Source organism: Microcoleus sp. D3_18a_C4 (genome assembly GCF_036702415.1).
Classification (GTDB): Bacteria; Cyanobacteriota; Cyanobacteriia; order Cyanobacteriales; family Microcoleaceae; genus Microcoleus.
In genome coordinates this window covers 1-15927 of the sequence record NZ_JAUBTI010000065.1, presented here as the reverse complement: position 1 = coordinate 15927, position 15927 = coordinate 1, and the positions used below count along the sequence as shown (strand labels likewise).

General features: G+C 43.4%; 12 protein-coding genes. 7 read left to right on the top strand and 5 right to left on the bottom strand.

Annotated elements, in window-relative coordinates; genetic code table 11:
• Positions 1-26 precede the first annotated feature (26 nt).
• Positions 27-698: a VWA domain-containing protein gene (locus QUB16_RS23000; RefSeq protein WP_333319709.1), complete on the bottom strand. Its 672-nt coding sequence runs from the start codon at positions 696-698 to the stop codon at positions 27-29.
• Positions 699-788: 90 nt separating this feature from the next.
• On the bottom strand, positions 789-1127 hold the full coding sequence (locus QUB16_RS22995) for a hypothetical protein (protein ID WP_333319707.1): 339 nt from the start codon (positions 1125-1127) through the stop codon (positions 789-791).
• A gap of 202 nt (positions 1128-1329) precedes the next feature.
• On the opposite strand from QUB16_RS22995, the gene QUB16_RS22990 reads away from it, so the two are divergent.
• Positions 1330-2685 (top strand): NB-ARC domain-containing protein, encoded by a 1356-nt coding sequence (locus QUB16_RS22990; RefSeq protein WP_333319706.1) that lies wholly within the window; start codon positions 1330-1332, stop codon positions 2683-2685.
• Positions 2686-2695: 10 nt separating this feature from the next.
• Here QUB16_RS22990 and QUB16_RS22985 read toward each other — a convergent pair whose 3' ends face one another.
• Together QUB16_RS22985 and QUB16_RS22980 are read right to left on the bottom strand one after the other, a co-directional pair.
• Positions 2696-3013 (bottom strand): DUF433 domain-containing protein, encoded by a 318-nt coding sequence (locus QUB16_RS22985; protein WP_333319704.1) that lies wholly within the window; start codon positions 3011-3013, stop codon positions 2696-2698.
• 384 nt (positions 3014-3397) lie between these two features.
• Positions 3398-3664 (bottom strand): hypothetical protein, encoded by a 267-nt coding sequence (locus QUB16_RS22980; RefSeq protein WP_333319702.1) that lies wholly within the window; start codon positions 3662-3664, stop codon positions 3398-3400.
• A gap of 149 nt (positions 3665-3813) precedes the next feature.
• On the opposite strand from QUB16_RS22980, the gene QUB16_RS22975 reads away from it, so the two are divergent.
• The 5 genes from QUB16_RS22975 to QUB16_RS22955 all read left to right on the top strand — a co-directional run bounded on the left by QUB16_RS22975 (position 3814) and on the right by QUB16_RS22955 (position 13996).
• On the top strand, positions 3814-4047 hold the full coding sequence (locus QUB16_RS22975) for a hypothetical protein (protein WP_333289398.1): 234 nt from the start codon (positions 3814-3816) through the stop codon (positions 4045-4047).
• Positions 4040-4522, top strand: a complete 483-nt coding sequence (locus tag QUB16_RS22970) for a hypothetical protein (RefSeq protein ID WP_333319700.1) — start codon at positions 4040-4042, stop codon at positions 4520-4522. The genes QUB16_RS22975 and QUB16_RS22970 overlap by 8 nt, the downstream gene beginning before the upstream one ends.
• Before the next feature lie 131 nt (positions 4523-4653).
• Positions 4654-5094 (top strand): peroxiredoxin, encoded by a 441-nt coding sequence (locus tag QUB16_RS22965; RefSeq protein ID WP_172192900.1) that lies wholly within the window; start codon positions 4654-4656, stop codon positions 5092-5094.
• A 533-nt stretch (positions 5095-5627) separates the two neighbouring features.
• A complete protein-coding gene (locus tag QUB16_RS22960) occupies positions 5628-8282 on the top strand; it encodes a C39 family peptidase (RefSeq protein ID WP_333319698.1) in 2655 nt (884 codons plus the stop codon).
• Between the two features lie 566 nt (positions 8283-8848).
• Positions 8849-13996 carry a DUF4347 domain-containing protein gene (locus tag QUB16_RS22955; RefSeq protein ID WP_333319696.1) on the top strand — a complete coding sequence of 1716 codons (5148 nt, stop codon included), beginning with the start codon at positions 8849-8851 and terminating at the stop codon, positions 13994-13996.
• 87 nt (positions 13997-14083) lie between these two features.
• Here the strand turns inward: QUB16_RS22955 and QUB16_RS22950 are convergent, their stop codons facing one another.
• A complete protein-coding gene (locus tag QUB16_RS22950; RefSeq protein ID WP_333319694.1) occupies positions 14084-14986 on the bottom strand; it encodes a PEP-CTERM sorting domain-containing protein in 903 nt (300 codons plus the stop codon).
• A 422-nt stretch (positions 14987-15408) separates the two neighbouring features.
• On the opposite strand from QUB16_RS22950, the gene QUB16_RS22945 reads away from it, so the two are divergent.
• The coding region (locus tag QUB16_RS22945; RefSeq protein ID WP_333319693.1) for an ISAs1 family transposase at positions 15409-15927 on the top strand (519 nt) is incomplete at its 3' end.

Below are 15927 nucleotides of genomic sequence, written 5' to 3'. Positions count from 1 at the left end.
CTTAGATAGCTCATTAACAAACCTGCTTATATGCTCCCCGATATCGCTTCTAAAATTTGATCTATTTCTAGTTCTTCTAATCCATTACCTGCTTCCGAAACATAATGAATCGTATTTTCCCAGCTACTCATCATTGTCCAGGGTTCAGCATCAGGTGCAAACAGTAATAAACGCTTGGCTGATGTTGGTATATCGTGCCAGTAATCCGTCAAATCATCAAAGCTTTTTGGTATATCATTAGGATAGTGACTGGGTTTAGGGCTTTTGTCTAAACTATGAGCGCTAGCATCGGTGTAAACAACGACCACATATCGCTGCTTGCTAAAGTCTCCTTTTTCCCAGTTTGACTTAAGTGCTAACCCAACCGCTTCTAAGCCATTTTCCGGTTCATCCCCACCACCGTCAGCTTTAATTGGAGAGACAAAATTAGCAAAATCGGAGGACTGCGATCGCAAGTCAAAAAATTCTGAACATTGCATCACTTTATCGGCGGGATCGGCCCAATAATCCCGAAATACAATTACCCTAGCTCTGAGTTGATCTATTTTTTTACTCTTTTCTTTCATCTTAGCTTCTAGCTGCTCGTAAAACTTGAGAGCGGCTGACTTCACTTCTTCAATTAAATGACCCATTGAACCAGTGCCATCAATACACATCACCAAGTCCACTGCATACTTAACACTTTGACCATCACTCATAAACTTTTACCTCTCTTGTAATTAACTTGTAATTAACTTATGTTGAACTTTGTCTGAGCAAGATGAATTTTTTTGAAATTTCTAATTCGCTCACTCTATACCTAAATCTTCAATTTTGAAATTGCGTTGGACGTTTCCCGCTGGTAGGATCTTGAAAATTTCGGATTTTTCAATTCTTTTCAATTTTTCATAACTTTCAATCACTTCATAAGAAAAGAAAAAGTCATCTGGGTGGCTCGATATCACAGTTCCAATGCGCTGCTTATCTTTACCACTAAAATGTTTTTGCAGTCTTGTCTTAATACAACTTCCGGGTGTCCCTTTGGCCCTTCCTACATAAGCAGTATCAATTTCTCCATCAAAATCATGGTATATTGCGTAAATGCCAGAGAGACCGGATGGAATCGATCTCAGATTAGCATCAGTCATTTTTTGGGGCATTGACATATTGAAGTGCTTTGCTCAAAACAAGATTGTAAATTTCAGTATACATAATTATTTAAGCGAACAAAAGCTTAAAATGTCTTATTTTATATTGTATATTTTCCAATAATTAAATCAAAATTCACAAAATTTAATACAATGTCTTACAATATACTAGGATTACCCAAATTTACTGTGGATACATTTTATGGATGTTACAGAGGTTTTACAATGTGCCGATAGGTTGGTATTCACCAAAACGGGAAAACACTTGGATGATGTTCAAAAGGCTGTAATTACAGGGGTTTACCAGGGAAAAACGTATGATGAAATTGCTGATGATTGTAAGCGTAGTGAAAGTCGTGTTAGAAATATTGGGCGTCAGCTATGGCAAATTTTATCTAAACAGTTAGGCGAAGATGTTAATAAATACAATTTTCGTTCGACCATAGAAAGGATATATATTAAATCATCACAAGTGATCGGTGTGGGAAATCATCATGAGTTTAATTTTTGTTCCCAAACGCTATACCAGTCTCATAAAGATAATCAACCAAATCAACCTAAGAGTAAACCAACATCAAATTATCACGATTTAAGCCTAGCCCCAAAAATTACCAACTTTTACGATCGCACAACCGAACTTCAAACCCTCTCCCGCTGGTTAATCGACCAAAATGTTCATCTAGTCTCAGTTTTAGGATTAAGTGGAATTGGCAAAACTACCCTAGTCAAACAGTTTGTTGACCTAAATTTACAACATTTTGATGTAGTAATCTGGAAAAACCTCAAACTATCTCAATCTTTAGAGGGCATTATTAATGAAATTATCACAGGTGTCGATCGCGATTCTATTCAAACTAATAATAAGTTAACTCAGTTTTTCAATCTTTTGCGTCAACAAAGATGTTTAATCGTCCTTGATGATTTCCAAGAATTATTTATTAAGGGAGAATTGGCAGGAGAGTTCAAAACGGAATCTAAAAATTACCAAGATTTATTGACAACGATCGCAAATATAGAACATCAAAGTAGCTTCATCTTGATTAGTCAGGAACAATGTCAAGAAATGGTTAGCCCGGATGAGGAGTTATATCCTATCAAGTGCTTAGAGTTACAAGGATTAGACAATACAGAAATCGTAAAAAGATGGGGATTAAAAGATGATGAAGCCTGGACAGAGTTGAGTGATTTATACGGAGGTAATCCCGTTTATTTAAAAGATATTGCAAATTTAATTAAAAATATATTTGGGGGGAAAGTTGCTGATTTTTTAAAAGAAGATAGTTTAGTTGTCACTAAGGATATAAAATCTCGGTTGACTGAATTATTCAAACGGCTATCATCCACAGAACGAGAGATTATTTTACAATTAAGCAAATTTGATGTACCTGTGTCAAGGGAAGATTTAAGACAAAGTTTATCTCTGTCATCAATGGACTTGATGAATGGGTTGGAATCATTGCGTCAACGTTATTTACTCAACAGAATAGAAGGAGAGAAAGTATTGTTTGATTTATCTCTTGTTGTTCGAGAATATGTTATAATTTGTTGTCAAAATTAATTGCCATCGCCTAGCCATGTTGACTATTTTTTAATTTTTGTTGCAATAGCGATGGGGTTTGAGCTTTCAATTGGCGAGCAAATTCTGCATCTGCTTCGATTGCAGAGCGAATTTCATCTCGACGATCGTGATAATAGGCTAAAGCTGCATAGATGTCAGATAAAGAAATACTTGGATAGTGATACAGAATTTCGTCTGGTGACATTCCCATTTGTTCGTGCCAAACAACTATATCCTGAACTCGGATGCGATGTCCGGCGATACGGGGTTTTCCCCCACAGATTCCTGGGGTGATTTCGATATGTTCTTTAATAACGGCGATCGACATGGTAGGGAATTAATATAGGATGTCTCTTATATTTTAGGACAGGTTAGACGAGTTGGGCTGTAAAAGCCATTTTAGGCGATCGCTTTTCTGAGTGGCAAAGATGACTACTCCCAATGTTGAAACCGCCAACCAGACAGCATATTAATGCGGACTTAACTAATCATCCCCTCAATTTCTGGATCGGTAAACCCAAATTGTCTAAAAATCCGCAACACATAAGCTGGTGACATTTCCCCAGCACCCATATCAATCGGAACAATCCTTTTTCGGTTTTCAATTTCACGCATATACAAACGATGAGATCCTTTCCCCTCTCGGTAAAACTGACATCCGTTTTATTCTAAAATCTTAATTAATGCTTTAGGTTTTAAAGATGGAAGGTTTTTAGGCATAAACTTTTCTTAGTTCATAAGTGTCTGAGGCTTCGGCATCTTCTAAAGTTAGAAACTCGTGTAACTCATTAATAGAAAGAGGGCTGAGATAAACATCAGACTCTGATTCATATACTTCGGAAAATGACTCAATAGCTTGTTTAAGTTTATCAATAGATTGTTCGGGAGTATGGCCTTGTCCCACCAATCCATTTTCTAAACACAGAGAGACCCAACGCTCAGCACTTTTTATGAGAATAACAGTGTAGAAATAAATCATATTATGTTGGGTAAATTAAACATGGCTCTTATACATATCGCCGGCTGTATACTATAAAGTAAGGACAAGCGTCATGTCCGATTGCGGTAACACCCGGACATGACGACTACTCCAAATGTTGAAATAGCCAACAAGGGAGCATATTAATTATGTCACAACCTCGGTATGATGACGAAAAAAACGAGACGCGCCATGCAGCCACAAGCGAAGAGGCTTGCATTAATATGGAAGAAAAATACGGTTGGCCGCTGAAAAATATAGAAGAGACTGGCAATTCTATTTTGAGCGTAGATTGCATTTTTGAGGGAAATTGCGAGTTTCCGCCCTCGCCAATGGACTTGAGTCAAGGTGATTACCTGAAGGAGAGAAAACAAGATGCGTAAATACATTATTTTCCGAGCCGACAAAGGTGAACTGGAAAAATACCGATCGCTCACCGAAACAAAAGTAGGAGAAAGCTTTTACCGAGTAGCTAATGCTGGATCGGTTAAGTCATTGATTTGGACAATAGCCGAGCATTATGACTCTAGCGGCAAGCCATCCCCAGCACCGGGCTATCGTTTAACTGAAAGCGTTATTGTCGAAAGTGCGATCGCCCCAATGTTTCCCAGTGCATCAACTCATTTCAGAGACAGCGGCTGGGAAGTTGTGAAAGTTCACGAATACACTCCTGAAATTCCAGCTCCCTATGGTGCAGAATTTGACTCAATTTGTATTTGCTATTGCGCCTACAAACCAATAGAAAATGCTCCACTCCAGCAATACGAGCGATCGCCCGTCACCCTTGATTCATTCGCAGGCGATCGAACAGCTTACGATCGCTGGCTAGAGTCCCAAAAACAACCTACTGAAGTTTAATTAAATATCATGAACAGGCTTTGTGGCCTGTTCCACAAAGAATAAATTTTCTTGTGGGGAGTAGGGGTTGGTCTTCTAGCCCGCCCAAAATCAATTAAAATACATTTATAAATCCCAAGAAAAACAAAACTATGACTTTACCAGTTGGGTGCGCTGCCCCTCAGTTTACCGCCAAAGACACCAACGGCAACACCGTCTCCCTGTCCCAATTCGCAGGTAAAACCGTAATCTTGTATTTCTACCCCAAAGATGACACCCCCGGCTGCACCAGACAAGCCCAAAGCTTCAAAGCAGCCCATGAAGAATACAAGGGCAAAGATATAGTAGTTCTCGGTGTCAGCCGCGACAACGAAGAATCGCACCAAAAGTTCACAGAGAAATACGGTTTGCCTTTCCAGCTATTAGCAGATGTTGATGGCACGATTACCAAAGCTTATGATGTCGAGAAAGGCGATTATGCCAAGCGCGTTACTTTCGTCATCGACGGTACTGGCAAAATCATTCAAGTTTATGAAGGGGAAACCATGAAAGTTGACACTCACGCTCAAGATATTCTCGTCACCATAGTTTAGTCGAATTTTAGCCGATCGCACTAACACTCCTGCACGCACCAAACGGCTAAAAACCCGGTTTCTTCCTAGATGCCTCGTTGCTATAAGCAATATTCTCCTAGGAACCGGGTTTTTTTCGTAAGTCCTGACAATCAAGCATCCAGGATACAAGCCCCCGGATTCATCCGTGGGGTCAATGCTTCAATTCTAAAATCTAAAATCTAAAATCTAAAATCTAAAATCGATTGACTCAGCCACTGAGGGGTCAAGGGTACAGGGGTAAGCAAACTACTCGAACTAAATTCCTTCCCTTAAGACTTGCACCACAAATCCCCTTAACCAGGCATATATTGGTTAAGGTGCTTATTGTACGTCTAAAGTTAGATTTGTGGGGCAACTCCCGCCAATAATTAAAAACTTATACTGTAAAAGGCATTAACCGCCCGTAGGCTGAATCTAGGGGCCATTTTGTCCTGGTTCGAGTCATTGTGTTTGATAAAATCAGAAGTTATCCTTGCTTTAGCTGAATAATTAAGTAGATAGGGGGATATATAATGACAAGCAGCAAAATTATTTTGAGTTACTTAGGCCCGCGAGAAATTGAGGTCAATAGGGCCGCTGTCTTACTTGGCACTTTTGACACAAATCTAGTGGCAGCGATTTCAGCAACAGAAGGCTCAAATGCCCTGAATGTCGGGAGAAATCTCTCTAGAGGCATTTGGAACATCAGTTTAGATAAAGGATTCCCTAGCGCAGGAACTCGGACACTGCAGGTGAGGGCAAGTGATAAGACCGGCCAAGTTATCGGTCAACAAACAATTAACATCAAAGTTAATCCTGCTTCTGGGTCGCCCGCTCAATTTTTGACGTTAATTACTCTCAGAGATACCGCATTCAAAGTCGGAACACTGCCGGCAAGCAATCTTAACAACCTGCAAAAAGCGGAAATACCAGCAGGTAAAATTTATCAAATTAGGGACTACGAGTTAGAAGATGGGCATCTGAATGTTCAACTAAATAATCCAATTACTCCGGTGGGAACCTCTGGCTTTTTCTACGAAAAACACGTACTTATAACCAAAGGCGCAAAAATTCTCATATTCGATCGCGCCGAGTTGCCGACCCCGCCGCGTGGAATGCAGTTACTGTGGATTATCAAAAAGACATGGTTAAAGTTAACCCCCGCAGATTCTGCCACTTTAGGATCGACTCAGAAATTACAATTTAACGCAGGAGAAACTTTCAATATTCTTGGCTACGCTTGCGTGGAAAACCATTTTCGAGTCGCTTTTGAGCGGGCAGTTCCTAACTTAGGAACTTCGGGATTTCTGTACTGGCAGCACGTCCAAATTTTGCGAGACGGGAGGGGAATTGAGTATGATAGAAATGCCGTTACGATGACAATCATCAAAACGACTGTGTTTAAAAAGCGCCCGGTAAATGCCGCTAGCCTGCCACCTCAAGAAAAAATTACCTTGCCGGCGGGAATGATTTACGGAATTGCCGGATTCTCGATCGAACAAAGCCACATTAAAGTCTCGCTGACCGAGAATTTGCCGCAATTTGGCAATACGGGTTTCATTTATCCCGATTTTGTGCAATTCAGCCGCGGTGGCAAATCTTTCAATCCCGCTGTGAATTTAACTTATCAAGGGCCGTCAGAAGTTTTGGTAAATCAGCCGATCGTCCTTCGGGGTACTTTTGACCGAGAAAAAACAGCAAAAATTGAGGTGATAGCTGAGGATACATTTCCCCTAACCGTCACGCTAAACCAAGAGGCCAGCACTTGGCAAGTTAATTTGTCTAAAGGATTTAGCGTAGCCGGAGCTCGGTGGCTCAGGTTGCGGGCAACTGACAGCAAAGGCAACGTTACTGGCAGCCAAATAATTTACATTGCCGTAACTTCCGATCCGCTAACTGTCGGACGAGGTTTGACCTTAAAGATACTTTCTGACACTTTGTTTAAGGTAGCTCCCCTTGATTCTTCCCGGCTCAACAATCAGCAAAAAGTTTTTGTCAAAGCAGGCCAGACTTTGGCCGTTAGCAAATACGGATTTATTGACGGGCATCTCAAGGTGATTGTGGATTCAGCAATTTCACCGATCGGCACTTTTGGCTATTTTTATGAACCCGATGTTCAGTTGGCCAAAGGTTCTCAAATCCTAAGATTTGACCTGGCTGACGTACCGAATAGCAACGTCAGCGCTCAACTTTTGGTAACTCAAACAACTCAGATTAAAGCTAAACCCGAAGATTCATCGAAACTGCCTGCCGATCAAATTGCTGACCTACTTTTAGGCACTACCTATGCCATTACTGGTTATGCCTGCATTTTGGGGCATTTTCGAGTAACTCTCGCCGAATCAATTCCCGGCTTCGGCAATATCGGATTTATTTATTGGCAGGACGTTAAAATTAAAAAAGACGGCAAAGAGGTTCCCTTTGACCCCGATGCTTTGACGATGACAATCCTGCAAGCAACTGTCTTTAAAAAACGGCCGGTAGATTCTGCTAACCTGAGCAGTACCGAGAAAACTACGCTGCCTTTAGGTCGAGTTTACGGCGTGAACAGCTACGGTGCGGAAGGATCTCACCTGAAAGTTTCCCTGAGTGAAGAACTGCCGAATTTGGGCAATACAGGTTATGTTTTTCCTAGTTTTGTTCAGTTCAAGCGGGGAGATAAAATTTTCGATCCGGTTCCGAACAATGTGGAATTGAACGTGCCGTATTTTTCGCAGCGGGACAATCCGCGTTTTGACTGGTCTACTTGCAACGTAACTTCGATCGCGATGGTATTTTATTACTACGGCGTTCGTTCTCAGTGGGGCGGACAGTTGGAGGATGAGTTGTTGCAGTGGTGTTTCGACTATGCCGGCCAGGGTTCTCAAACCGATCACAGCGTGCTTTCGGCGCTGATTCAGGCCTACGGGTTTAAGACGAGTTTTAGTACAACTCGCACGTGGGCCCAGGTGCGATCGGAATTGCTGAATCGACGGCCAGTAGTTTTAGCGGGAGATTTTACTGCGGCCGGTCACATTCTTACTGTAATTGGCTACAATTCTCAGGGTTATATCGTGCAAGATCCTTGGGGAGATGCACTCACTGGTTACAGCGATACTGAGGGGAGAAAGTTGATGTATCCCTACAGTTACGTCAATCAAGTTGCTGGGCCAGATGGGAATGTTTGGGCGCATTTTATCTCGCGCTAAGCTTTTTAGGTGCGATCGAGATTGCGACAGTCGATCCGGCTAGGGTTGGCAGTGCATTTGTGTCAATTTACAGCAGATTGCAGGTTTATAGGTACTATCAATATCCCCGTAGGGACACGGCAATGCCGTGTCCCTACCTCTATTAGATATATCGTTTGTATCGCAGTCTCGATCGCCCGCAAGATTACTTAATAATTTTAACTATTTTCATTGCGTTACGCCTTGTCCCATCTGCACAAAAACCTAATTATGGGAGAGGTCTAATCAAAAGTCAATGAGAAGTCGATGAGAACTCACTCAAGTTCTCAAATAGCCACCTGATTTAATAAAAATACGGTAGAAAGTGCGATCGACCCGATTTGCATATCCCCCCATTTTTTGTAGGCAATCCCCCCGCGGTTGCCCTCGTGGGCGGGGGGGGGAGGCACTCTTGGCACTCCCAAGGTCGATCGAGAGACTATTTATCAATACATCTTTATCAAATCTTTACAGAGTTTTATGCAATCAAGCCTTATGGTTGATACAACAAATTTTCAGTCTTTTTTAAACCAGAAATAGGTGGTGGGATGCCAAATTTTAATTGTCAAGTTTCAAGAAGTGCGATCGCCTTTATCGATTCTCAAGTTGAAGATTATCAAAGTTTGATTGCCGGAGTAACACCGGGTACGGAAGTAGTGGTTTTGGATGGGGACAGGGATGCGATCGACCAAATTACCGAAGTTTTGGGCGATCGCAGCAATATAGATAGCATTCACATCATTTCTCACGGAGCTCCCGGCAGCTTGCAACTGGGCAAAACCAGATTGTGTTCTGACAATCTGGAAACTTATTCCAAGCAATTTCAGCAGTGGCGAAGCGCTTTAAATCGGGGTGCGGACATTCTGATTTACGGTTGCAATGTCGCATTGACATCCTTCACCTTCATCCAGCGCATCGCCCAACTCACAAATACCAACGTTGCCGCCTCCAAAAACCTCACCGGCAGTGCAGCAAAAGGCGGCGACTGGGAACTAGAAGTGACAACCGTGAAAATAGCAGCCTCTTTAGCATTTCGGCCTGAAGTTCTAGCAGCATACAGCCACGTCCTCTCCACCTTAAGTGAAGCTAGGAACTATAATGTCGGCAAGATTCCTATTGACATGGATACGGGCGACTTGAACGGCGACGGTTTCCTAGACTTAGCCGTGGTCAACCAGGACTCCAACAATATTTCCATATTGTTGGGGACGGGTACTACGGGCAGCTTTGTTACTGCTACCACCTTGTTTGACCCAAAGGATATTGTCAAGTCCATTGTAGTGCGCGACTTTAATGTAGACGGTAAACTCGATTTAGCTGTAGGGAATATACCTGCTGCTGCTAACCCCGGTTACGTTTCCATCCGGCTGGGCACAGGTACTGGCAGTTTTGGTGATCCTACCAAATTCGCTTTAAATATTCATCATAGCTCGATCGCAGCCGGCGACTTCAACGGAGATGGCAAGTTAGATTTAGCCACAGCCCCGAGGTTTGGCAGCAACGATTCAACAATTTCAATACTTTTCGGATCTGGTACTGGTAGCTTTGGTCCTCCCGTTCCACTTAATACAAACAAACCAAAGTTTACTGTTGCCACAGCCGACTTTAACGGCGACGGCAAACTCGATTTAGTCACGTCGAACAATGAAGTGACTGACAACATCTCCGTTTTCTTAGGAGATGGTAATGGCAACTTTAACTCCCCCGTTAACCTTAGCGCGGGTAATCTTGTTGGGAGACAGAATCACTTTGTCGTCACAGGGGACTTTAATGGCGATGGCAAACTCGATCTCGCCGCAAGTAACGACATTTCTGAGAATGTCTCAGTCTTCTTGGGAGATGGTACGGGTAATTTTAGTAATGCTACCAACTTTGCTGTCGCAAGTCGTGTCTTTTCTCTGGTTGCAGGCGACTTGAACGGCGACGGCAAACTCGATTTAGCCATGCCTACCGGCGGGAACAAGGTTTCAGTCTTGTTAGGAGATGGTACGGGTAATTTTGCTAATCTCAGCAACTTTACTAACCTGGAGACTTTGGGGGGAAATCGTATAGCTGCGGCAGATTTTAATGCTGACACCAAGTTGGATTTAGCTACTACGAACGGCACTTCTAACAATGTCTCGGTTCTGCTGAATACATCGAATACAGTTAATTTCGGTGCGGCCACTTACAAGGGCGTGGAAGGAACAACAGACACAGTAGTTGATATTCCCGTCATCATCACCGGTGGCACTCCCTTAAACGATGTAGTTGTGCCAATTCTCCTCGACCCCACTAGCACAGCCACCCAAAATTCAGACTACACCTTTTCCCCTACTTCGATTACCTTCCCTGCTGGTTCAACAGGTGCTGCACTCACCAAAAATATTGCAGTTACTATCAAACCTGACAATCTCCCTGAAAACCCGGAAACCGCAATTTTCAACTTGGGTACAATTACTGGTGGGATTGCGGGCTCCACAAAAAAAACAACTCTAACTATTTCAGACCAGGTTTCTGTTGCTTATGCCATTGCCACCGATACTGCCAGCATTGACGAAGGTAATAGCGGCAAAAAACCTCTAACTTTCACTGTGACTCGCAGCAACGTCACTAACGGGGCAAGTAGCGTCAAATATGCGATCGCAGGAACAGCTACCAACGGCAGCGATTATAACAATATCGGCGGCACTTCTGGGGCAAAAACTGCTACTGGCACGATTAATTTTGTGACAGGTGAAACATCAAAAACCATCACTCTGGATGTGTTAGGCGACACTACGGTTGAACCCGATGAAACTATTACCGTCACCCTGTCAAATCCCACAAGCGTCCCAGGGGTAACACCAATAATTACGGCTGATACCGCTACCACAACTATTATTAACCACACTGCACCGACACCGCCACCAGCACCACCGGCACCACCGGCACCACCAACACCGCCACCAGCACCACCAACACCGCCAACACCAGAACCACCAACACCGACACCAACGCCGACATCGAATACAGTTAATTTCGGTGCGGCCACTTACAGCAGCGTGGAAGGAACAACCGACACAGTAGTTAATATTCCCGTCAAGATCAGCGGTGGCACTCCCTCAAACGATATAGTTGTCCCAATTCTCCTCGACCCCACTAGCACAGCCACCCAAAATTTAGACTACACCTTTTCCCCTACCTCGATTACATTCCCCGCAGGTTCAACAGGTGACGCACTCACCAAGAATATTGAATTTACAATCAAGCCTGACAGTATCTCTGAAAACCCCGAAACCGCAATTTTAAACTTTGGCACAATTACTGGTGGCATTGCCGGCCCCACAAAAACAACAACGCTAACTATTGCCGATCGAGGTGCTGTTGCTTATGCCATTGCCACCAATACTGCCAGCATTGACGAAGGCAATAGCGGCAAAAAACCTCTAACTTTCACTGTGACTCGCAGCGAGGACATTAGCGGGGCAAGTAGCGTCAAATATGCAATAGCAGGAACAGCTACCAACGGCAGCGATTATAACAATATCGGCGGCACTTCTGGGGCAATTAATGCTACTGGCACAATTAGTTTTGTGACTGGTGAAACATCAAAAACCATCACTCTGGATGTGTTGGGCGACACCGTAGTTGAAGCTGATGAAACTATTACCATCACCCTGTCATATCCCACAGGTGTCGCAGCGGCAACACCGATAATTACTGCTGATACTGCTACCACAACTATTATTAATTACACTCCACCAACACCGATACCGATACCAGCACCACCAACACCGCCGACACCGCCGACACCGCCGATAACAACGCCGACACCAACACCGACACCAACGGATAATCGCCCGCCAGTTGTAAATCGTCCTGTCTTGTCGCAAGGAGGTTATAAAACCAATGAGTTGATCTTTGCTGCAAACACCGATACTGACCCCGATCCGGGCGATCGCATTAGTTATACGATCTGTCTGGCCGATTACAATGCTTTGAATTCGTCTGCATTCACTTGGGAGACAGCTCTCAACCGCGGTTCCTATCGCCAGCCGGTAGATGGGTTAAGTTTTCCTCAAATTCCTCTCCCCTCGTGGTTAACTTTCAATCCCGAAACCCGTACTATCAATTTAGATGCGAGTCGCCCAAAATCTTTCAACTATTGGCTGAAGGTAACGGGAACGGATGCGTCTGGTGCCAGTGTTAGCGAACTCGTTCGGTTCAAGAGTAACAGTTTCGGCGGTTTTGTGATTGACAATTACATTGCTGGTGCTACTGTCTTCTTAGATGCCAACAAAAACGGCATACTCGATCCTAACGAACCGTCTGCCATAACTAGCCCTAATGGTGAATTCGATCTGAATCTCGCCTCCAACATTTTTGACAAAAATCAAAACGGGGAAATTGACCCAGAAGAAGGCAATTTAGTTGCCATAGGTGGCACCGATACTGCCACGGGTTTACCGCTAGAAACACCAGTTACCGCACCACCAGATGCTACTGTTGTCACCCTTTTAACCAGCTTAGTTGCTGACTTAATCGACAAAGGAGTTACATCAGAACAAGCACAAGCTTCCGTCAAAAAATCCCTTGCCATCCCCGCTGATGTTGACCTAATTAGCTTAGATCCCATCAAGGCAACCAACAACAACGAACCAGGCGGAATCGCAACTTTATCCGCAATGGTGAAAGTCCAAAACATCATCACTCAAACTAGCGCTTTGATTGACGGTGCTTCTAGTGCATTGACTAAGGATATTGTCAAGGCTGTTGTCAGTTCAATTACGAGTCGAATTCAATCCAGTACAGTTTTAAACCTCAGCAATGCAGCAGATTTAGAACCAATAATTCAGCAATCTGTCAGTAGAATCAAGCAAGTTGACCCCAGTTTTAACAGTCTAAACTTCACCCAACTTGCCTCGCAAGCTGCGACAGTAATGGCAACAGCAAATCAACTCATTGATGCCGCTGTCTCCAGCACAACAGGAACATCCATTCCCGAAGCAGTCGCCCGCGTCCAAAAAGTATCTTTGGGCGAAACTACTCAAGACTTTAAAGCAGTTGGTGCGGGAAGCAAGCCAATTTCCCAGTTAGTTGCTGAGAATACTGGTGCTGCTTTAGATAGCAAAATTCAAGACACAACCTCGCCTGCGCCTGGGCTTGCGGTTCCTGTTGTTACCGGTGACGCGGAGTTGGGCAGCGATTCGCCCGATCGCATTCTTGGTACAAATGACGACGATATCCTGAATGGCGGCAGCGGAAATGATGCTTTGATGGGCATGAGGGGCAATGATTACCTCGACGGTGCGATCGCAAATGACTCTCTTTTCGGAGGCAAAGGTAACGATATTCTGCTGGGAGGTAGCGGTAATGATGCCTTGTTTGGCAGCCGCGGTTCTGACATTTTGAATGGCGGTGATGGTAACGATATTCTGCTGGGAGGTAAGGGTGATGATTTGCTGACTGGCGGTTTAGGAAGTGATATTTTGACGGGAGGTGAGGGTAATGATAAATTCTTGCTTTCCACCAATTCTGGCATCAATACTATCTTGGATTTTGAGGATGGCCAAGATTTGCTAATACTCGCCAACAATCTCACTTTCTCTCAACTCTCAATTACTCAAGAAAACAGTTCAACTTTCATCCGTTTGTCAGCAACCGATGAAATTTTAGCCTCTCTCAATGGAATGTCTGCCAGCTCAATAAGTGCTGCCAATTTCAACCTAGCTTAGAGGAGTCGTAGATACAGCAGATTGCAGTTTATGAAGTGCAGGACACGGCATTGCCGTGTCCCTACGGGGAGCGATATAAAATCCATTTCAGCTACTCTTGTGCTGAATTTTGCGTTTCGCTGCACCAATACCTAGAATCCCAAATCCGGCTAAAGTACCGAAGATAGTAGCAGGTTCTGGTACTGGTTCAGCAGATTCTTTTTCAAACGATCCTTTAATGGCGATCGCATCGTTAGCGCACTCGGCAAAAAAGTTAGCAATATAGTTCCCCGAAGGCATTGAGGATTTATTGAAACTGAATCCAATGGTTTGAGAACCTACGGCATTAAACTGAGCGAAATCAAGACCGAGGACGCTCAAAGTTGCTGGTGTTAAAAAATTAATTTCTCCTACTTTTGTACCCGTAGCTATTGAGTTGAGAACAGTCCAGTTTCCTGTTTGTTGAAAATAGGGGTCTGTGGCAGCTAAATCGCCCATTGATGGGGTTCCGCCTTGAGATGCCACTACCGTATTGAATTGGTTTAAATTGCTAAAGCCAGAGTTAGTTTGAGTGACGTTTTTCGCTGTAACATTTTTGTAAACGCCTGTTGTCGCCACGCTGGAGTCATTTCCTTCGGCAAAGCGGATACCAAACAAGCTGCCGTTTGCGTTAGCTGTATTGAAGTTTTGACCGGAAAAATTGAAGAATAAATCGCCGTAGTTGATGTTGCCTCTTTGAGCTAGTGGGTCGGCATATCCTGCTAAACTTAGATTAGAGTTGATGGCGATGAAAGCTGTATCTGATGTTTCTTTGATGGCGATGCCGTAAAATTCAAATTCCCCGCCGCCGATTTGGGGCCCTGTCACGCCGTCGTTGAAGGAATCGATCGCATAATTCCAGCCATGAGATAGCGTTGCTGCTGTAGCTTTTTGTTGCTGTAGTGCGAAAAGGGCACATAAAATAGCTACTGAGTAAGTCCAGTGGATGCTGTTTTTAGCAATGGATTTCATAAAATGCTCCCTGGGAATCATTGTTAAATTGTCCAGTCTGCTCGATCGACTGTTTTTAATTTTCAGTCAATCATACCTTCAGGCCGAATTTCTTAAAGTTTTGCTAAAAATTTGGTCTGGCAATTGCATCATATTAAATAGATTGCTTAAAACACCCAACCAATGCCAGTAGCTAAATATAGCAATCCTCGCATCAGTTGTAAAAATATGTAGGGGTAGTGCTAAGAGTGCCTACCCCACCCAAGGCGGTGCAACCGGGCGTGGGTTTTGCCCCTACAAGAATTACACAAATCATTTAGGATTTCTACATAGGACTTACGCAGACACAGGGCGAACGCATCTAAATTTCATGTTAACAGAATCTGGTATACTGGAGAAGAATTATTGAGTAACTACAAAACATTTAATTAGGGTTTACCTGTATGAAACTTAAACCTAAAATCACCATCGCCGACCATTTTGCCGACTTAGAAGATCCCAGAATTGAGCGGACAAAACATCATCAATTAATTGACATTATCACCATCTCAATTTGTGCCGTGATTTGCGGTGCTGATACATGGGTGGATATTGAAAGTTACGGGCGAGCTAAATACGAATGGTTAAAGAAAATTTTAGAATTGCCGAATGGCATCCCTTCACATGACACAATTGCGCGAGTATTTTCTCGCCTCAAACCGGAGCAATTTCAGAAATGTTTTTTGAGTTGGATTCAATCTATTAGTTGCTTCAATCCTGGAGAAGTAATCGCAATTGATGGCAAAACTCTTCGCCATTCTTACTCACGGGGAGGAGATAAAAAAGCAATTCATATGGTCAGTGCTTGGGCGACGAGTCAAAGATTAGTTTTAGGACAAGTTAAGGGGGAGCATCCCGATTTTGCAAATATACAAAAGTATGATAAGGTGCGCCGCTTTTGGGGAAAAGCGACACTTAGCTTC